This window comes from Orbaceae bacterium BiB, assembly GCA_036251205.1.
GTDB lineage: Bacteria > Pseudomonadota > Gammaproteobacteria > Enterobacterales > Orbaceae > Orbus > Orbus mooreae.
This window is the reverse complement of the sequence record CP133958.1, coordinates 1,974,665-1,995,194: the sequence shown is the minus strand read 5'-3', so window position 1 is coordinate 1,995,194 and position 20,530 is coordinate 1,974,665. Positions and strand designations below refer to the sequence as shown.

Annotated in this window: 14 protein-coding genes; 7 read left to right on the top strand and 7 right to left on the bottom strand. The window is 36.7% G+C overall.

The genetic code is table 11. From position 1 onward, the window contains the following. Positions 1-94 precede the first annotated feature (94 nt). From syd to qseC, 5 genes are all read left to right on the top strand, one after another. Positions 95-700 carry a SecY-interacting protein gene (gene syd, locus RHO11_09345; GenBank protein WVD60697.1) on the top strand — a complete coding sequence of 202 codons (606 nt, stop codon included), beginning with the start codon at positions 95-97 and terminating at the stop codon, positions 698-700. 17 nt (positions 701-717) lie between these two features. After that, on the top strand, positions 718-1,944 hold the full coding sequence (locus RHO11_09340; protein ID WVD60696.1) for an amino acid aminotransferase: 1,227 nt from the start codon (positions 718-720) through the stop codon (positions 1,942-1,944). Positions 1,945-2,100: 156 nt separating this feature from the next. Next, positions 2,101-3,459, top strand: coding sequence for an MATE family efflux transporter (locus RHO11_09335; GenBank protein WVD60695.1), 1,359 nt, complete (start codon positions 2,101-2,103; stop codon positions 3,457-3,459). Positions 3,460-3,652: 193 nt separating this feature from the next. Continuing rightward, positions 3,653-4,324, top strand: a complete 672-nt coding sequence (locus RHO11_09330; protein ID WVD60694.1) for a response regulator — start codon at positions 3,653-3,655, stop codon at positions 4,322-4,324. After that, positions 4,324-5,706: a quorum sensing histidine kinase QseC gene (qseC, locus tag RHO11_09325; GenBank protein ID WVD60693.1), complete on the top strand. Its 1,383-nt coding sequence runs from the start codon at positions 4,324-4,326 to the stop codon at positions 5,704-5,706. The genes RHO11_09330 and qseC overlap by 1 nt, the downstream gene beginning before the upstream one ends. Here the strand turns inward: qseC and RHO11_09320 are convergent. From RHO11_09320 to dnaE, 3 genes are all read right to left on the bottom strand, one after another. Then, a complete protein-coding gene (locus tag RHO11_09320) occupies positions 5,685-6,059 on the bottom strand; it encodes a diacylglycerol kinase (GenBank protein ID WVD60692.1) in 375 nt (124 codons plus the stop codon). The two genes, qseC and RHO11_09320, sit on opposite strands and share 22 nt — an antisense overlap. Positions 6,060-6,074: 15 nt before the next feature. Further along, the gene (gene accA, locus RHO11_09315; GenBank protein ID WVD60691.1) at positions 6,075-7,034 is read right to left on the bottom strand and encodes an acetyl-CoA carboxylase carboxyl transferase subunit alpha; all 960 of its coding nucleotides are present in this window, start codon (positions 7,032-7,034) and stop codon (positions 6,075-6,077) included. Between the two features lie 196 nt (positions 7,035-7,230). Next, positions 7,231-10,716, bottom strand: a complete 3,486-nt coding sequence (dnaE, locus tag RHO11_09310; protein WVD60690.1) for a DNA polymerase III subunit alpha — start codon at positions 10,714-10,716, stop codon at positions 7,231-7,233. A 232-nt stretch (positions 10,717-10,948) separates the two neighbouring features. Here dnaE and RHO11_09305 point away from each other — a divergent pair, with 232 nt between their 5' ends. Next, positions 10,949-11,308: a helix-turn-helix transcriptional regulator gene (locus tag RHO11_09305; protein ID WVD60689.1), complete on the top strand. Its 360-nt coding sequence runs from the start codon at positions 10,949-10,951 to the stop codon at positions 11,306-11,308. 85 nt (positions 11,309-11,393) lie between these two features. Here the strand turns inward: RHO11_09305 and RHO11_09300 are convergent, their stop codons facing one another. The 3 genes from RHO11_09300 to RHO11_09290 form a co-directional block, all read right to left on the bottom strand. Beyond that, a complete protein-coding gene (locus RHO11_09300; protein ID WVD60688.1) occupies positions 11,394-12,761 on the bottom strand; it encodes an L-serine ammonia-lyase in 1,368 nt (455 codons plus the stop codon). Positions 12,762-12,885: 124 nt separating this feature from the next. After that, positions 12,886-14,175, bottom strand: coding sequence for a serine/threonine transporter (locus tag RHO11_09295; GenBank protein WVD60687.1), 1,290 nt, complete (start codon positions 14,173-14,175; stop codon positions 12,886-12,888). A 289-nt stretch (positions 14,176-14,464) separates the two neighbouring features. Continuing rightward, the gene (locus tag RHO11_09290; GenBank protein ID WVD60686.1) at positions 14,465-15,514 is read right to left on the bottom strand and encodes a methylated-DNA--[protein]-cysteine S-methyltransferase; all 1,050 of its coding nucleotides are present in this window, start codon (positions 15,512-15,514) and stop codon (positions 14,465-14,467) included. 499 nt (positions 15,515-16,013) lie between these two features. Between RHO11_09290 and proS the strand changes: the two genes are divergently transcribed. After that, positions 16,014-17,729, top strand: coding sequence for a proline--tRNA ligase (gene proS / locus RHO11_09285; protein WVD60685.1), 1,716 nt, complete (start codon positions 16,014-16,016; stop codon positions 17,727-17,729). 111 nt (positions 17,730-17,840) lie between these two features. Here proS and RHO11_09280 read toward each other — a convergent pair whose 3' ends face one another. Then, positions 17,841-20,237 (bottom strand): heavy metal translocating P-type ATPase, encoded by a 2,397-nt coding sequence (locus tag RHO11_09280; GenBank protein ID WVD60684.1) that lies wholly within the window; start codon positions 20,235-20,237, stop codon positions 17,841-17,843. Between the last annotated feature and the right edge of the window lie 293 nt (positions 20,238-20,530).

Below are 20,530 nucleotides of genomic sequence, written 5' to 3'. Positions count from 1 at the left end.
TCTATACAATATTCTTATTAAGTATCTAATTATTGTGCTATTTCTGGGTTGTCTTTACACTTTTAAACAGATAATTCAGATAAGGTTTCAATAAATGACGTTATCATTAGCGATACAGTTATCCTTTTTCAGTCATCATTTGGTAAATAATTATATGAGTTACGCCTCTTCTAATTCACTACTTACTTTTACTCAGCACTATATTTATGAGTGGCAAAAAAACGTTGGTCATAATCCAAAAAGTGCTGATTTATACGGCATTTCATCGCCTTGTATCACGAGTACAAAAGATTTAGAGGTATTTTGGCTACCGGTATTAACCAATAACCATTCATTAAATATCGTTGAAGAAGTAATCAATTTGACGATTACACCAGATGCACACCTTTTTTACGGGACGCAATATGCCGGTGATATGGCAGCTTCATTCAATGGACTCTCGTTATCATTAATCCAAGTTTGGAGTGAAGAGGATTTTTCACGCTTGGAACAAAATATCATTGCTCATCTAAGCATGCAAAAAAAACTAAAACGTCGACCATCGATTTTTATTGCTACTACAGATGATCCAACCCAGTTAATCGCGATTGATAATTTAACAGGAACAATTATTCTTGAAAAACTTATTGAAAATGAAACAGAAGTTTTAGCTGATAATCTTGACTCGTTCCTCGCTGACCTAAAACCTATTGCCCAATAGCTTTTATCAAGCGTATAATGGCAACATCAATGGAAAAAACAGGTGATCTGATGTTTGAAAATCTAACGGCAGCCGCCGCTGACCCAATTCTAGGCTTAGCTGAAATTTACAATACCGATGAACGTAATAATAAAATTAATCTCAGTGTTGGAATTTATAAAGATGAGCACATGCAAACACCAATTTTAGCCTGTGTAAAAAGAGCAGAAACATTTTTATTAGAGAATGAACGAACGAAGTCTTACTTACCAATTGAAGGTCTTGCTGCATTCAACATAGCTACACAAAAATTGATTCTTGGTGAAGATAACCCATTAATTAATAATGGTCGTGTAAAAACAGCTCAAGCACCTGGTGGTACTGGTGCATTAAGAATTGCAGGAGACTTTCTTGCGAGACGTACTAAAGTTCGTCGTATCTGGGTGAGTCAACCCACTTGGCCAAATCATCATAGTGTGTTTCAAACCGCTGGATTAGAAGTTAGAGAATATCGTTATTACAATGAACAAACTCACGATCTTGATTTTGATGCATTAATTGAAGATCTTAGTCGTATTAGTGCCGGAGAAGCCGTATTACTTCACGGTTGTTGTCATAATCCCACGGGTATTGATCCGACACCAGAACAGTGGAAAATTATTGCTGATTTAGCATTAAAAAACGGCTGGCTACCGGTGTTTGATTTAGCCTATCAAGGATTTGGTAAAAGCCTTGATGATGATGTTTTCGGCATACGTTTATTTGCACAAACTCAACCCGAACTATTAATTGCCAGTTCTTATTCTAAAAATTTCGGCCTATATAATGAACGTGTTGGTGCATTAACTGTTATGGCTCAAACTGAAGATATTGCAAATAGGGCATTTAGCCAAGTTAAAACCATTATTAGAGCAAATTACTCTAATCCGCCCTCTCATGGTGCTAATATTGTTACTCATATCTTAGGTAATAATGAGCGAAAAGAAGAGTGGATTGATGAATTAACAATAATGCGTGAGCGTATTCATCGGATGCGCCAGCTATTTGTTAAAACATTACAGGAAAAAGGCACAAACCAAGACTTTAGCTTTATTACCAAACAAAATGGTATGTTTTCCTTTAGTGGCTTAAACGAAACTCAGGTATTAACTTTACGTAATGAGTACGGTATTTATATGGTTAACTCGGGACGAATTAATGTTGCTGGTATGACGCTAGATAATATGTCACTACTCTGTGAGTCAGTTGTAAAAGTATTAGCTTAATCCCCTTCTACTTGCTCTGTTTATCAATAATGAGTATAAACAGAGCAATTTCCCTGTAGTTTTTGCATGTTTAATAAATAATCAATAGCATCTCAAATAAAATTCAGTATAATTGCCCCGTAAGTTATTAATAAGCAAATAGTTAAGTAGGATTTTATGAAACAAGATCGTTCTGTGATCGACCAATCACTTTTTTCGCTAAGTTGGCCGATTTTTATCGATATTTTTTTACACCTGGCTACACTTTTTATCAATACCTATATGATAAGCCATGTGTCAATGTTAATGGTCGCAGCCACAACGGTCGGTAACCAATTTTTTGATATCTTTATCCCTATTTTTAATTTTATTGGGATTGGTTGTAGCGTGGTTGTTGCCCAATACTTAGGTGCGGGTAACCGAGAATTTGCACGCAGAGCGATCCACCTCTCAATATCATTCAATCTCGTCCTTGGTTTGTTATGTTATGTTTTTATATCCGCAATGGGCTATCAAGTACTAATTTGGATGAACACTCCAGCAGCAATTTTGGATATGAGCTATAACTACTTTCATATTCTCGGAATCTGTTTAATTTTTGAAGCGATTGCTATCATTATGGCATCTTGTCTACGAGTTTTTGGCCGTTCACAAGTCGCAATGTATGTTTCCCTAATTATGAATGTCATTACCGTCATTGGTAATATTATTGTGTTATACGGTTTCTGGGGCTTTCCACAAATGGGGCTGGAAGGTGTTGCATGGTCAACAGTTATAGGCCGAGTTATTGGTGTCACATTACTATTTTGCTTATTATTTTATGGATTACGAATCAAAACTGAGCTCTCGCTATTTTTCCATTGGAATAAAAATATCCTGAAGCAGATCTTTAAAATCGGACTGCCGTCAGCGGGTGAAAACTTATCATGGTCAGGGCAAGTTCTAGTCATGACAGCTTTTATTGGATTGATGGGTGAAACAGCCTTAGCCGCTCAAGCTATCTTTTTTCAAATATCCTATTTTATGATGTTATTTGCTATCGCGATCGGTGTTGGTAATGAAATAATGGTAGGTCATCTAGTCGGAGCCAAACGATTTGATGATGCTTATAAACGCACATTCAAAAGCTTAAAATTAGGTATTATTGTTACAGCAATTGTGGTAATTACATTCTTTTTAGTCAGAAAACCACTTGTGACCTCGTTCACCGATAATTTTGATGTCGTAAATACCATTTTACCTATTTTCTTATTATCGATCTTACTTGAACCCGGTCGTACACAAAATATTATTATGGTCAATGCACTACGTGCAACTGGTGATGCCAAATTCCCACTTTATACCGCGATCATTTTTATGTGGGGTGTTGCAATACCGATCGGTTATTTCCTCGGTATTGTTATGGAAATGGGCTTACTCGGTATTTGGATTGGCTTTGCTTGTGATGAGTGGATTCGCGGATTAGTTAATGCATGGCGCTGGAAGTCTCGTAAATGGGAGACGAAACGTCTAGACATTGATCACCATACGCTCTAACAGAACAATCATGACCAATAGTTTCGTTATAAAATTGCTGTAACCTATGATTATAGTATAAAAAAGACCTATATTGAACAATGAAATATTTATTTTGTGGTGTAATAAGCTCATCATCGCTGAATGTTTAATATTTCATTAATATTTATCACATATAATGTCGTAAAACTAAAATCATCATAAGGGCATAATTATGAGAATCTTATTAATAGAAGATGATACCTTAATTGGTGATGGTATCCACATTGGCTTAAAAAAAATGGGTTTTACCCTCGACTGGTTTACTGACGGTCAAGAAGGCGAAAATGCATTATCGATGGCACCTTATGATGCAGTTATTTTAGACTTAACCCTACCTAAAAAAGATGGTCTAACTATTCTAAAAAATTGGCGACAAGCGGGTCTAACAACACCGGTATTAATTTTAACTGCACGCGATGCAATTGAACAACGCGTTACTGGATTACAATCAGGCGCAGATGATTATGTGTGTAAACCCTTTGCACTATCAGAATTATCAGCTCGCCTGCAAGCATTGATTCGCCGTAGCCATCAAAAAGTAGTGGCTGAATTAACATTTGGTGATATTAGCTATAATCCAGAAACACAAGAGGTTAAAAAAGCCAATCAGTTAATTGTATTAACGGCCAAAGAGACTCGTTTATTGGAACTCTTTCTACTCAATGCCAATAAAGTACTCTCTCGTGAGCTGATACAAGAGAAGTTATACAGCTGGTCCGATGATGTCGCGAGTAATACTGTTGATGTCTATATTCATAACCTGCGTAAAAAACTAGGAAATCATGTCATAAAAACAGTTTATGGTGCAGGTTATGCCCTAAGTAAGGAAGCGGAGTCTAATTAATGAAATCACCAAGCCTACGTTTAAGACTCACCATGTTTATTAGCGGTATCTTGCTATTGGCTTGTTTAATCACAACTAGCATCTCTTATTTCGAACTTAAAAACTCATTAAATCAAGTTTTTGATAGCCAACAATTACTATTTGCCAAACGGCTAGCTGCATTAAGCTTTCATGGCAATATGATGCCAAAACCTATGGGACCTAAAAAAATCCCTGAAATCGATGAAGATGAACTTGAGTCATTACAATTTGATGATGATGCGCTCGCTTTTGCCATTTTTAACCGTAAAGGTGAAATGTTGATGAATGATGGAGAAGAAGGTAAAAATCTCTATTTTTATGGTGGTTTTTTCTCATCTAAAAATCATCGCGCAATGGTCAATGAACAGGATAAATGGCGTATCTTATGGCTACTCAGTAATGATAATCGCTCGGTTATTGCTGTTGGGCAAAAACTCGATTATCAACAAGATATTTTAGCCGATTTAGTTTATAAACAGTTGATTCCTTGGTTAATTACCTTCGTTATCGTTATTGTATTTGTGGTATTTTTAATTGGTCGTAGTTTTTCACCAATTAAGATATTAGCCAATAAGATAGCTAATCGGAAACCCGATGAAGCCAGTACCATTAATATCGAGGGTATTCCCAAAGAGATCAGCCCCTTTGTATTAGCATTAAATAAATTATTTGGCCGGATTTCGTCGATGATAACACATGAAAGACAGTTTATTTCTGATGCTGCTCATGAATTAAGAACGCCACTAGCAGCACTACGAGTGCAGACAGAAGTTGCCCAATTATCAAATGATGATGAAGAGAGCCGTAATCGAGCACTTAATAATTTACTAATCGGTATTGATCGGACATCACACCTAGTTGATCAACTATTAACCTTATCGCGTCTTGATTCTTTAGAAATTAAAGATGAACTTAAACAAGTTCGTTGGCTAGATATTATTACTAATGTGGCCGAAGAGTTAAAACCATTAGCAGAACAAAAGCATATTCAAATTACAATAACGCCACAAAATAGTGATGAAACAATTATCGGGCAACAATTACTATTATCAATTATGGTCCGCAATATTATTAACAATGCGATTCGCTATATTGCAGAAAATAAACAGATCACGATTACAATTCAACAAAACCGCATCATTTTTGCTGACAATGGTAAAGGTGTAGACAGTGAAATACTACGTCGTCTCGGTGAACGTTTTTATCGACCAGCAGGGCAAAAAGAGAAAGGAAGTGGATTAGGACTATCAATTGTTAAAAAAATTGCTGAATTACATAAAATCAGCGTTACTTTTGCTAATAAAGATGGCTTTGTTGTAACGCTTGATTGTGAAAACCGTTATGTATCTGGAAAAAAATGACAAGCAAATAAATAAATCCACAAAATAACAGCGAGCAGAACTGATAAAAAAACAGCTGCAGAACCGTAATCTTTTGCGCGACCAGAGAGCTCATGTCTTTCCAGACTAATTCTATCCACAACACACTCAATCGCGCTATTAAGTAATTCAACGATCATCACAAAACCAACGGATCCGACAAGCAGAATCCGTTCGTAGATAGAGAAGTCGATCAGCATAACAATAATATACGCAGCAAGTAACAAAAAACACTCTTGTCTAAATGCTGTTTCATTCAAAAATGCTGATTTTAGTCCCTGTACTGAATATTTTCCGGCATTAATTACCCGACGTAAACCCGTTGCCTTTGCCATTATTAATACCTAAAATTATCTCACATATCCATAGTTCATCAGACGTTGGAAGCGACGTTCTAATAATACAGAGCTATCTAATGCTCCTAACTCATCAAGGTCACCAATGAGCTGTTTTTTCAATGAAGCGGAGATTGCTGTGTAATCTCGATGTGCACCACCTAATGGCTCAGGTACAATAGAATCAATTAAATTGAGTTTTAAAAGTTTATCTGAAGTCATATTCATTGCTTCAGCAGCTAATGATGCCTTATCTGCACTTTTCCATAAAATAGAGGCACAACCCTCTGGAGAGATAACAGAATAAGTACTGTATTGTAACATGTTAACCTTATCGCCTACGCCAAGCGCAAGTGCTCCACCAGATCCACCTTCACCAACAACAGTACAAATAATTGGTACATTTAAACGTGACATTTCACGTAAATTACGGGCAATAGCTTCTGCTTGGCCACGCTCTTCTGCACCAATTCCAGGATAAGCGCCCGGAGTATCAATAAAAGTAATAATAGGTAAACGGAAACGCTCTGCCAGCTCCATTAAACGTAAAGCTTTACGATAACCTTCTGGTGCAGGCATACCAAAGTTTCGATAAATTTTAGATTTTGTTTCACGACCTTTTTGATGACCAATAACCATTACAGGGCGATCATCAATACGAGCCATACCACCAATAATCGCTTTATCATCAGCATAAGCACGATCACCGTGCAACTCATCAAAATCAGTAAAAATCTCTTTGATGTAATCTAGCGTATAAGGACGATTTGGATGACGAGCTAACTGTGCAACTTGCCATGGGGTCAAATTTGCAAATATTTTTTTAGTCAATTCTTTGCTTTTTTTATTTAACTGCTTAATCTCTTCATCAAGATTAATATCAAGTTGAACTTCTTGCGAGTCCATATTTTTTAGTGAGTTAATCTTTGCCTCTAACTCAGCAATAGGTACCTCAAAATCTAAGAAATTATTCATAACTATCCAATGGTTGCCTCTTGTGATCTCGCCAACAACAGCGAGATTAATCAATCATTATATTTTGTTTAATAACTCATAGCGAGTTAATTTGAAAAATCGACTATTATCATTATAACGATATTTTATATATCAATGAATTAATTTTACTATGTATTGAAGATAAATCGCTACAAATTTCCTATTTTATCTGTAACTAATTAAATTCCAACTCAATTCGCTCATTACCCAACATCGTTTTTAGATTAATCAATAATTCATCATTCGGTGTTATTCGCCAAGTAGTACCAAATTCAATGCGCGTCCTCGCCTTACTCGTTTGGTAATAGATATGAACGGGCACTGCACCATTACGATAAGGCTCAAATGTTTTTTGCAATTGTTGTAGAAATTGCCGATTGATCTCAGTCTCTTCCAACGAAACACTCAATCCTTTAACATATTTTTCTCTCGCCTCGCTTAAATCAATAATATCGCGAGCGGACATTTTAAAGCCACCATTAAAGTCATCAACGCTGACTTGTCCGGAGACAATCAATATCTTATCAGGCACCAGTAAATGCTCAAATTTATCAAGAGTTTCACCAAAGGCGATTACTTCGATACGGCCCGAGCGATCATCCAGCGTAAACAAGCCAATGCGGTTTCCTTTCTTCGTTAATCGAATACGTGCACCAATGACTAATCCTGCAAATGTCGCCATTTTACCCCAACCAGTTGGGTTCGCCTCGCTGATGCGTGTTCCATTAGTATATCGATTTAACTCTTTTAAATATTGGGTAACAGGGTGGCCGGTTAAATATAAACCAAGAGCTTCACGTTCACCTTCTAGTATAACTTGTTCGGGTAATTCAGGAACATTGCCATAAGCGTATTCTACTTGTTCTGGCTCTTGTGCCAAAACACCAAACATATCCTCTTGTCCGATATCTCGTGCTTTAGTGTGTTGATCTGCGGCTTGTATCGCATCATTAATACTGTGTAAAATTGCAGCACGATGTGGCCCTAACTTGTCAAAAGCCCCTGCCATTGTCAATTTTTCAAGCACGCGACGATTAAGCTTTTTGATATCTGTTTTCGCACAAAGTTCAAAAATATTTTTGAAAAAGCCATTTTTACCCTGACTATTACGCGCCTCAACAATCGCTTCTATCGGTCCCTCTCCCACACCTTTAATCGCACCAATACCATAAACAATTTCATTTTTTTCATTAACATGAAAATGATATAGTCCGCTGTTGATATCAGGTGGATTAACCTTAATACCCATGCGCAAACATTCATCAACTAAACCGACAATTTTATCGGTGTTATCCATATCAGCAGTCATTACTGCGGCCATAAATTCAGCAGGAAAATGAGTCTTTAACCATAATGTTTGATAAGACACTAACGCATAAGCGGCTGAGTGAGATTTATTAAAACCATAACCGGCAAATTTTTCCACTAAGTCAAAAATTTTCATGGAAAGTTCACCATTTACACCACTATTTTCAGCCCCCTCTTTAAATACCGAGCGCTGCTTAGCCATCTCCTCAGGTTTCTTTTTACCCATTGCTCGCCGTAGCAAATCAGCACCACCTAAGGTATATCCTGCTAATGTTTGAGCAATCTGCATAACTTGTTCTTGATATAAAATGATACCGTATGTTGGTTCTAAAATTGGTTTTAATGATTCATGTTGATATTGACTATCAGGATATGACACCTCTTCTCGTCCATGTTTTCGGTCAATAAAGTTATCCACCATACCCGATTGTAATGGCCCTGGACGAAACAGTGCTACCAAAGCGATCATATCTTCAAAACAGTCTGGTTTTAAACGACGAATAAGGTCTTTCATACCTCGGGACTCTAACTGGAATACCGCAGTTGTCTCTGCTTTTAATAGCAATTCGAATGATAAAGAATCATCGAGAGGAATACGGTTGATATCGACAGTAGGCTGACCTTCTCGTTTCATTCTGGCATTAATCATCTCTAATGCCCAATCAATGATCGTTAAGGTACGTAGACCTAAAAAGTCAAACTTAACTAATCCTGCATATTCAACATCATTTTTATCAAACTGAGTAACTGGATGGTGACCTTCAGAATCACAGTAGATCGGTGAAAAATCAGTAATTTTAGTTGGAGAAATAACCACCCCACCGGCATGTTTTCCAGCATTACGTGTAACCCCTTCTAATTGTCGTGCAATATCAATTAGCCCTTTAACATCTTCATTATTATCATACAGTTCTTGTAACTGGGGTTCGACTTCAAATGCTTTGGCTAAGGTCATACCAGGATCGGGTGGAATCAGTTTAGATATTCGATCCACAAAGCCATATGGGTGTCCTAAAACACGTCCAACATCGCGAATAACTGCTTTCGCGGCCATGGTTCCAAACGTGATGATCTGTGATACAGCGTCTCGACCATACATTTCTGCTACGTGGTCAATAACCAGATCTCGCTTATCCATACAAAAGTCGACATCAAAATCGGGCATGGATACACGTTCTGGATTTAAGAATCGTTCAAAAAGTAGATCAAACTCTAAAGGATCCAAATCAGTAATTTTTAAAGCATAAGCAACCAGTGAACCTGCACCAGATCCGCGGCCAGGTCCGACCGGAACACCATTATCTTTTGACCATTGAATAAACTCCATTACGATCAAAAAGTATCCAGGGAATCCCATCTGATTAATCACGCCAAGTTCAATATCTAAACGTTCATCATACTCAGGACGACGTTTCTTTCGAACCTCCGGATCTGGGAATAAAAATTCTAACCGCTCTTCAAGACCAATTTTTGCTTTATGAACCAAATAGTCCTCTGTGGACATTTCACCGGTTGGGAACTGAGGTAAGAAATATTCACCTAGACGAATCGATACATTACAACGTTTAGCAATTTCAACACTATTTGCCAGTGCTTCTGGGATATCTGAAAATAACTCACACATCTCATCCTCGCTGCGAAAATACTGTTGAGGTGAGAATTTTTTAGGTCTTTTCGGATCATCAAGGATATCGCCATCATGGATCGCAACTCGAATTTCATGGGCTTCAAAATCACTACTATGAATAAATTTAACATCATTACTAGCAACAACGGGTAAATCATATTGCTGCGCTAAAATGACGGCTTGATTAATAAATAGATCCTCATTTTCGCGTCCAGTACGAATTAACTCTAAATACCAATGTGAGGCAAAATGGGTTTGATAGAAAGCAATGGCTTGCTCTACAAGAGTGGAATTATTACGTATGACGCCAATACCGATATCACTTTTATAACTAAGCAGTAGGATCAAACCTGAACGATGTTCAATTAACCACTCTTTATCAACAACAGGGCCATCACCAATATAACCTCGTTGATAGGCTTTAGAGATTAATAACGTTAAATTTTGATACCCTTCATTATTAGCAGCAAGCACAGTAATATCGTAAAAATCATCGATTTCAATATTGCGAATTTTAAGATCTGCACCAATTATCGGCTTAACACCTTTGGAAAAAGCACCACCATAAAATCGGACTAATCCACATAAATTAGTAAAATCAGTTATCGCAATAGCTGGCATATTCATTGATGCAGCTTGCTTGACTAAAACATCGGTTTTAGCCACACCATCAATCATTGAGAAATCACTATGCACATGTAAATGGATAAATTTTGGTTCAGACATAACATACATATTAATAATTAAATTATCACTAATTGTACCATCAATTTGTCATCGGATTGCAATAATCTTACGACAAAGAACGATGTTATTTATTTCACCGATGCTGTCAGTCACTTAGTTAAATTAATGTAATTATTATTTTTAGAATTAATAAAAAATGCCCATTCCACGCTAATTAAGTTAAAATATGGCAATATAAGTTAAATTAACACAGATAAAGGCATGATGATTTATGAATGAAAATGCAGACATGATTGCAATGCTCTGTCGCCGTATAAAAATAGCGAGAATTGAGAAGAATTTGTCGCAAATTGAGTTAGCAGAACGCTCAAATTTAGGAATTGCAACCATTAAACGCATTGAACTCGGAGAATCAATCACGCTGCTAACCCTAATTTCAGTGTTACGAGGCTTAGATGAATTAGATCAACTCAGAAATCTACTGGCTCACAATGAGTTAAAGATTGCCTCGCAAAAAAATGTTCAACAGCGTAAACGAAAACTTAAAGAGAAAGAGAGCCAAACTAAAGAAGAGATAGCTGGGGACGATTTTATTGTATCTAATTTACATAACATGCACTGGAAATACTAGAAAAACGGCTTACCTATAGATGTAAAAATAGGCAGAATAGGTGATATTACGGAATATCAATTATGATACTCCGTAATAAAACGATTTATTCACATTTAACCGTAATTGCTAATCCACCACGAGAAGTTTCGCGATATTTAGAATTCATGTCTTTACCTGTTTCATACATCGTCTCAATTACCTTATCAAGAGAAACGCGAGCAACTGTTGTACGTCTTAATGCCATACGCGCTGCATTAATCGCTTTTACTGCCGCAATCGCATTACGCTCAATACAAGGGACTTGTACCTGACCACCGACGGGATCACACGTTAGACCTAAGTTGTGCTCCATCGCGATCTCTGCCGCCATACATACTTGTTGTGCATTACCACCAAGTAGTTCTGCAAGTCCTGCCGCAGCCATCGAACAAGCAACACCGACCTCACCTTGACAACCAACTTCAGCCCCTGAAATGGATGCATTCATTTGATAAAGCTGTCCAATTGCACCACAAGTTAAGAAAAAGCGAATATAGATATCCGGAGTAACGGGTGTCACAAACTTATTATAATAAGCTAAGATTCCGGGAATAATACCACATGCACCGTTAGTTGGTGCGGTAACTACGCGACCGCCAGCTGCATTCTCTTCACTTACAGCTAATGCAAACATATTAACCCAATCGATAACAATCATTGGATCTGAAATTATTTTTTCAGATGAGGTAGCAAGCTGACGATATAAAGAGAGCGCTCGACGTGGTACTTTTAATGGGCCTGGTAATAAGCCTTCAGTATTCATACCTCGCTTAATACAGTCCTCCATTGTTTTACCAACACGAGTAAAATAGGATTCTATTTCATCATAGCTATGCATCGTTAATTCGTTTTTCATCATAATACTAGAGATTGATAAAGCGTTCTCTGTACAATACTCTAATAACTTTTCTGCACTAGAAAAAGGGAATGGCATTTCAAAACCAGAACTATCTTCTTGTCCAAATTCCTCTTCAAGAACAATTTTTCCGCCACCAATTGAGTAATAAGTCTGTTGTAAAACAAGTTTATCACCTTGATAAGCAGATAAAGTCATACCATTTTCATGTAATGGTAAAAATTTAGAATAAAAATTCATACTTGTTGCTAAAGGAAAAGCAACTTCATATTTACCATTATAGATAGGCAATCGACCTGTTTTACTTACGTTATAAATAAAACTAGGAATATGATCAATGGCAACTGCATCTGGCGTTTCACCTGATAGCCCCATAATAATAGCGACATCTGTTTGGTGCCCTTTACCCGTTAATGAAAGCGAACCATAAACATCAGCCACAATTGCTGTTACTGATGGCATCAAATTTTGTGCAATCAATTGATCAACAAAGAGCTTACCAGCCCGCATTGGTCCAACCGTATGCGAACTTGATGGACCAATACCAATTTTAAAAATATCAAATACAGAGCCCACAATTGCCTCCTTATATTTATTTAGACTTGATGATATTGGTCTAAATAAATAAAATTCAAATTACTTTTTATTAAAAAATGATAAATTAAGTGCCATTTATGCAATGGCACTTAAACTCTATTAATTAGACTAAGTTATATACTGCTGCTGAGATAGCAATAAGTCCCATAATAACAATGAAAATATTACTCAATTTGCCACGGTATTTAGCTAAAGCTGGTAAATTATGAATAGCATACATCGGCATAATGAATAAAATAATCGCTAGAATTGGGCCACCTAATGACTCGATTAAACCTAAAATACTTGGATTTAATGTCGCGACAATCCACGCAGTTACAAACATAAAAATAGCGGCAATATTGTCTAGTTTCTTCTGACCAATCGTTTTACCTTGACTACGTAACGCTTTATTTACCATACCATTAAACCCTTCTTTACCACCTAAATAGTGACCAAGGAAAGATTTTGCCATCGCAACAAACGCGATAATTGGACCTAAATATTCAATAACTGGAGAGTTAAAACGATTTGCTAGGTAAGATAAAATAGAAATGTTTTGCGCTTTTGCATCTAATAGTTCAGCTGGCGTTAAGCAAAGTGCACAACTAAATACAAAGAACATTACAGTTACAACCATCAACACATTACTCGCTGCGATGATTTTACCACATTTTGGTTCAGCATACTTATCACCATACTCTTTACGTTTAGCAACCGCTAAAGAAGAGATAATAGGTGAATGGTTAAACGCAAATACCATTACAGGAATAACTAACCATAGTGTCATCCAAAGTCCACGACCACCTTCAGCTGAACTACCAGACCAAGAAAAATCAGTAAATAATGCGCCATTCCATTCTGGAATTAAAAATAAAGCTAATACCATCAACACTGCAATAAATGGAAATACTAATACAGACATAACCTTAACGATCAGATTTTCGCCTAAATGAACAATTAGCATTAATGCACCCACTAGCACAAAAGATAATAATATTCTTGGTGGAGGAGTCATCGCTAATTGATGTTCCATAAATGAAATAACGGTATTAGTGATACCAACGCTATATACTAACAATATAGGATAAATAGCAAAAAAATACAGTATTGTAATTAATCCGCCCGCTTTACGGCCAAAAGCTTCTTCAACAACAACGGTGATATCACCATCAGCGCTTTTACCTGATAACACAAACCGACATAATGCTCTATGAGCAAAAAAGGTCATTGGGAAAGCTAATACTAGCATGACCAACATAGGTAATAAGCCACCGACGCCCGCATTGATAGGTAAAAACAATACACCAGCACCGATCGCAGTACCATATAAACTTAACATCCAAGTAGTATCACTTGCCCGCCATTTCGGCATTTGACCTACATCTTTTGTAATTATCTTTTGATCGCTCATAGATTAACTTCCTTAACTTTAATAATTAATAACAAATATTTCCTAACATGTATAATAGCAAACTTTTTCAAGTAAATAAGTGACCTATGTCACAAAAATAAATCTTTATTATTCAATAACTTAAAGGAATATTAATTGATACCAAACGCCCTAAAATTACATTAAAGTATCATAAAAGATACCTATCAATAACATTAATGCCATTAACATTGCAATTTTGATATGTTAATAGCAACAAAATATCGATTTTCGAGAAAAATCAAAAATAAATTTAAGAAAAATTGATTTTTTAATAAGGGAAAGGATTGTTTTTATTTTTCTGTTCGAGGTTAAGTAGTGAATCTTTGCGAGATAGTCCACCAGAATAGCCGACCAGTTTTCCGGTAGTACCAATGGCACGATGGCAAGGAATAATAATACTTACTGGATTCATTCCATTTATTTTACCAACAGCTCGAATTGCTTTTGGTGTTGCCATATAATTTGCCAAATCAAGATATGAACTGGTTGTACCATAGGCGATGACCATTAATGACATCCAACTCTCGGTTTGAAATGGTGTACCTTTAATATCTAATGGAATCGTAAATGTCTTCCTTTTTCCATCAAGATATTCATTAAGCTGTCTTTTTGCCTGTTCAATATAGATATTTTCACGATATTCCAACGTTGCATTATAACGGTTTATAAACGTTTTGAATTCACTCATTGGCTTCAATCGGTCACTGAACTCAAGCAAACAGACACCTTTTTCAGTCGCAGCAATAAACATTGAGCCAATTGAGAGATCTAAATAACTAAAACAGACAATATTATTGCCTTTTGGACCCTTTGGCTTTTCAGAGATATCACTAAAAATCATCTGATATAAATCACCAAAATGGACTAAAAGAGTCATACCTCCATAAGTATTAACATCAAAATGAGCGTTATTTAACGCTTTCATCGCCAACATCATTCTATTCATCCGCTGATAAATAGAAAAAGTCATATTATGGTGAGTTAAAAACCAGTTATCGACAATTTTGGCATCCAGGCCTCTTTCTCGTAAATCATCATCAGATAATGGCTTATTTTGATAATCATCTTCCCATGATAATAGCTCAACTATTTGATCTGGTGTCTGCTCGGACACATACAGCGGCTGACAAATTTTACATGCAGTATAACCACTTAAAATCGCATCATAAGTTGATGCAAAATGCTCAATATTTTCTGAAATTGACTCTCGCTCAGAACAAATATCACGACAGAAAATACCGGTCTGACGACTTCCAATATATGATCGCTGATCACCATTGGTATATTTATTATCTATATTTTCAGATATTGATTTCATTATTATGACCTTAAATGTTGCGTACTTTTACCATGATAATTTTAGTTACTGGACCAATATCAATAAACCGACTCTTTAAGTTGTCATTCCTAGCTAACAATGCGAGCTTATCAACAGCAAATAGTTCAAATTTTTATACATAACTTTGTTAATCAGTTTACCATTAGAATAGAGATAACCATCACCTAATTCACGATTATCGAGTTGCAATGCTGCTTTTTTATTCTTACTACAATATCATCAAGAATAATGGGTAATTCAATGATATTTAAATAATATTTTTTGATTGGGTTTAGATAATAAAAAATACCATTTTAAATCAATTTACTAGCTACCTTCAAAATCTATTTAGCCCTATTTTTTACTGTTATACTTGGTTATCGAATAATAAAGATAAAATCTATTATTAATTATTAAAATTAGCAACAAAATTTCTTTAGTGTTGGCTTATGTACTGCTACACTAATGCATATTTTGTATGTTAATTCTGGAATAAATCATGCGAACCAGTCAATATCTTCTATCAACATTAAAAGAAACACCTGCTGATGCTGAAGTCATTAGTCATCAACTCATGCTTCGTGCAGGAATGATCAGAAAAGTAGCCGCAGGTCTATATACTTGGTTACCAACGGGTTATCGAGTACTTAAAAAAGTTGAAAACATTATTCGCGAAGAGATGAATAATGCCGGAGCAATCGAAGTACTAATGCCTGTTGTGCAACCCGCAGACATTTGGCAAGAGAGTGGCAGATGGGAACAATATGGTCCTGAACTTTTACGAATCAAAGATCGGGGTGATCGTGAGTTTGTATTAGGTCCAACTCATGAAGAAGTGATCACTGATTTAATTCGTAACGAAGTCAGTTCTTACAAACAGTTACCATTAAACTTTTTCCAAATTCAAACTAAATTTCGGGATGAAGTGCGACCACGTTTTGGTGTAATGCGTTCACGTGAGTTTATTATGAAAGATGCTTATTCATTTCATACATCACAAGAGTCGCTACAAGCAACTTATGATGACATGTATAAAGCATATAGCGCCATTTTTACTCGCATTGGGCTTGATTTTAGAGCAGTAAGAGCAGATACCGGCTCAATTGGAGGAAGTTCATCTCATGAATTCCAAGTATTAGCAGAGTGTGGTGAAGATGATATTATCTTTTCGACCGAGTCAGATTATGCTGCTAATATTGAAATGGCAGCTGCATTAGCACCAACGGCAGAAAGAGCGGCACCGACTAAAGCAATGGAAATTGTTGATACACCAAATGCGAAAACCATTGACGAGTTAGTCACTCAGTTTAATTTACCGATTGAAAAAACCGTTAAAACGCTGATTGTCAAAGCAGATAAAAATAGTGGGCACCAATTTGTTGCCTTATTGGTGCGAGGTGACCATACCTTAAATGAAGTTAAAGCAGAAAAACAAGCTCTTGTTGCTTCACCATTAGAGTTCGCTACTGAACAGGAAATTCGCGCGGTAATCGGTGCCGGTCCGGGATCATTAGGCCCCGTGAACTTAACCTTACCTGTCGTGATTGATCGCGATGTCGCTGTGATGAGTGATTTTGGTGCTGGCGCAAATATTGATGGTAAACACTACTTTAATATTAACTGGGAACGAGACGTAGCTCTACCCGCTGTTGCCGATATTCGTAATGTTGTTGAAGGCGATATCAGTCCAGATGGCAAAGGAACACTGTTAATCAAACGCGGAATTGAAGTGGGTCATATTTTCCAACTTGGAACCAAATACTCACAAGCAATGAATGCAACGGTACAAGGTGAAGATGGCCAAAATCATGTCATGATTATGGGATGTTACGGTATTGGAGTAACTCGTATTGTAGCAGCTGCCATTGAGCAACGTTATGATGACCGAGGTATTATATGGCCTGAGGCTATCGCCCCATTTAGTGTCGCGATTATCCCAATGAATATGCACAAATCAAGTAAAGTACAAGAAACGACTGAAAGACTTTATCGAGAATTACAATCAGCGGGAATTGAAGTCCTATTTGATGATCGTAAAGAACGTCCTGGCGTAATGTTTGCCGATGCAGAACTAATTGGTATACCACACACAATCGTGATAGGTGAACGTAACTTAGAGAATGGTGAAGTTGAATACAAACACCGTGCTAATGGCGAAAAAGTAATGATTCGTGTTGATAACATCATTGATTTTATCAAAGATAAAAGCAAGTAATATCACTTAGTATTAAGCTCATTTTTATACTAAAATTACATATTACATCAAAAAAATAACGAAAATCTGCAAGTAAAATCCCTTATTAGTGACTAATAAGGGATTTTTTATTTAAGCTTTCGGTTTCCAACGTTTTAATAATAAAGCATTCGTCACAACACTTACACTGCTCAATGCCATTGCCGCACCGGCAATCATCGGGTTAAGTAGACCTAATGCCGCCAGTGGAACACCAATGACATTATAAAAGAAAGCCCAAAAGAGATTTTGCTTAATTTTATTGTAGGTTTTTCTCGAAATATCAATCGTATCAGCAATCAGTAATGGATTGCCTCGCATGAGTGTAATCGCGGCTGTCTGCATTGCCACATCTGTGCCGGTTCCCATTGCAATACCTATATCGGCAGCAGCAAGTGCTGGTGCATCATTGACACCATCACCAACCATCGCAACTTTGCCATACTGTTTTTGCATTTGATAAATTTTATCAGCTTTATCCATTGGCATAACTTGTGCCACAATTTCATCAATTTCTAGCTGTTTACCAACATTATTTGCAGCGCTAACATTATCACCGGTTAACATAATACTTTTCACACCCAATTGATGTAAAGCAGCAATAGCGGGTCCAGCCTCTTCTTTGACAACATCGGAAAAACCAAGTAGTGCTAAAATCTTAACATTATCGGCGCGCTGCTCTGCCAACCAAGAAATAGTACACCCTTTTGCTTCTAATGCCGGGACACTATTTTGTAAATCACCAAAGTCGGCCTGTAATGTTTGCATCCAACGAGAGCTACCTAATACATAGCAATGTTCATTGACAGTCGCTCGAATCCCTGAACCTGCAATATTCTCAAGATTTTGTACATAACTATATTGTAACTGCCGTTCATTAGCAGCTTGTAATACCGCTTTTGCTAAAGGATGCTCACTCCCAGCTTGTATTGTTGCCGCAATAGCTAACAGTTGATTATCATCCATATTCGGTATGCTTTTAAAACTCACTAACTCTGGTTTACCAATAGTTAGTGTACCAGTTTTATCAAAAGCAACAGCTTTAATACTGTGCACGGTTTCAAGGGCTTGAGCATCTTTAATTAGAATACCGTGACGAGCAGCAATACCTGTCCCGACCATAATAGAAGTCGGCGTTGCAAGCCCAAGAGCACAAGGGCACGCGATTACTAATACCGCAACAGCATTGAGTAAAGCCTCTTCCCAATTACCTTGTGTTATCCCCCATGCTAATAATGTCAGTAAAGCAATAACAAGGATTACAGGTACAAAAATAGCACTAATACGATCAACAATCCGTTGAATTGGAGCCTTTTTAGCTTGTGCGGATTCAACCAGTTGAATAATTTTAGCCAACATCGATTGAGCTTGAACAGCCGTTGTTCTAACTGTTAATAATCCTTCACCATTAATAGCACCGCCTGTAACATAATCATTGACTTGTTTACTAACAGGTAAACTTTCGCCAGTAATCATAGACTCATCACTACTTGATGCACCTTCAATAATTACGCCATCAACAGGGATACGTTCCCCTGGTTTAATTAGTACGATATCATCCAATTTAACTTGATCAATGGGCAATACTAACACTTTATCACCGCGTTTTACCGTTGCAGTTTCTGGACGTAACGTACTTAATGCCTCAATTGCTTTTGTTGTTTGATGTTTTGCTCTAGCTTCTAACCACTTACCAAATAGAATCAGCGTAATAATGACAGCTGATGACTCAAAATAAAGATGAGGCATGCTACCACTACCCCACCATTTAATAAGCTGATATAGCGATAACCCGTAAGCAGCACTAGTACCCATGGCAACCAATAGATCCATATTGCCAGTAAAAGCTTTTACTGCTTTCCAGGCACTACGATAAAAACGAGCACCTAGAATAAATTGTACTGGTGTTGCAAGAATCAATTGTACTAACGCCGGTAACATCCAATGAATACCAAAGGGCTCAAGCAGCATAGGTAAAACCAGTGGTAAAGCTAATAGCGCAGAGATAATCACTGGCCATAACGATGGTTGCTTAGGTTTAATAACTTGAGCCTTTTTTTCATCAAGAAATTGTGCTGTATAACCGGCATCTTCAACAGATTGAATCAGTTGAGCCACATCCAGATGATTTCCGATAACTGTCGCTTTTTCTGTTGCTAAATTCACTTGTGTACTTTTAACACCTGCAACTTTATTTAATGCCTTTTCGATTCGATTAACACAAGAAGCACAACTCATTTCACCAATCGATAGTATCACTTGTTGTTCATCATCCTCAGAGGGGGGAGCAATAGCATGATAGCCTGCATCTTCAACAGCCTTAAATAAGCTATCCATATTTATTTCATGAGCTGTTTGTACTGTTGCTCTTTCTGTCGCTACATTAACACTGGCACTCACAACACCATCAACTTTATTTAGCGCTTTTTCTACTCGACCAACACATGATGCACATGACATACCTTCAACAATTAATTGGTATTCAGCCATCTGATAAACTCCTTTATTAAAATAAATTTATATAATACTCCGCATTACTATAAACCTTATCCTTAGAGTAAGGTCAATAAAAAAGTCATTTTTTAACACTTTTTTATATTATTCAGAATCATGTAAAGTATGCAAAGTCTATTACCTCCGCCCTAATCAGATAGGAAAATAGGGGATTATAACGAAATACAGTCAATATTGAGGTTACCGTATACTGCAATATGTCATATTGACTAAATACAATTAGAAAAATAATAGATATGCGGCCAAAACAAGATTTAACCTATTGTATT

What these genes read in the sequence shown, in the direction of transcription:
- syd (WVD60697.1), top strand. Translation starts at nt 95, where the DNA reads ATGACGTTATCATTAGCGATACAGTTATCCTTTTTCAGTCATCATTTG.
- RHO11_09340 (WVD60696.1), top strand. Translation starts at nt 718, where the DNA reads ATGGCAACATCAATGGAAAAAACAGGTGATCTGATGTTTGAAAATCTA.
- RHO11_09335 (WVD60695.1), top strand. Translation starts at nt 2,101, where the DNA reads ATGAAACAAGATCGTTCTGTGATCGACCAATCACTTTTTTCGCTAAGT.
- RHO11_09330 (WVD60694.1), top strand. Translation starts at nt 3,653, where the DNA reads ATGAGAATCTTATTAATAGAAGATGATACCTTAATTGGTGATGGTATC.
- qseC (WVD60693.1), top strand. Translation starts at nt 4,324, where the DNA reads ATGAAATCACCAAGCCTACGTTTAAGACTCACCATGTTTATTAGCGGT.
- RHO11_09320 (WVD60692.1), bottom strand. Translation starts at nt 6,059, where the DNA reads ATGGCAAAGGCAACGGGTTTACGTCGGGTAATTAATGCCGGAAAATAT.
- accA (WVD60691.1), bottom strand. Translation starts at nt 7,034, where the DNA reads ATGAATAATTTCTTAGATTTTGAGGTACCTATTGCTGAGTTAGAGGCA.
- dnaE (WVD60690.1), bottom strand. Translation starts at nt 10,716, where the DNA reads ATGTCTGAACCAAAATTTATCCATTTACATGTGCATAGTGATTTCTCA.
- RHO11_09305 (WVD60689.1), top strand. Translation starts at nt 10,949, where the DNA reads ATGAATGAAAATGCAGACATGATTGCAATGCTCTGTCGCCGTATAAAA.
- RHO11_09295 (WVD60687.1), bottom strand. Translation starts at nt 14,175, where the DNA reads ATGAGCGATCAAAAGATAATTACAAAAGATGTAGGTCAAATGCCGAAA.
- RHO11_09290 (WVD60686.1), bottom strand. Translation starts at nt 15,514, where the DNA reads ATGAAATCAATATCTGAAAATATAGATAATAAATATACCAATGGTGAT.
- proS (WVD60685.1), top strand. Translation starts at nt 16,014, where the DNA reads ATGCGAACCAGTCAATATCTTCTATCAACATTAAAAGAAACACCTGCT.
- RHO11_09280 (WVD60684.1), bottom strand. Translation starts at nt 20,237, where the DNA reads ATGGCTGAATACCAATTAATTGTTGAAGGTATGTCATGTGCATCATGT.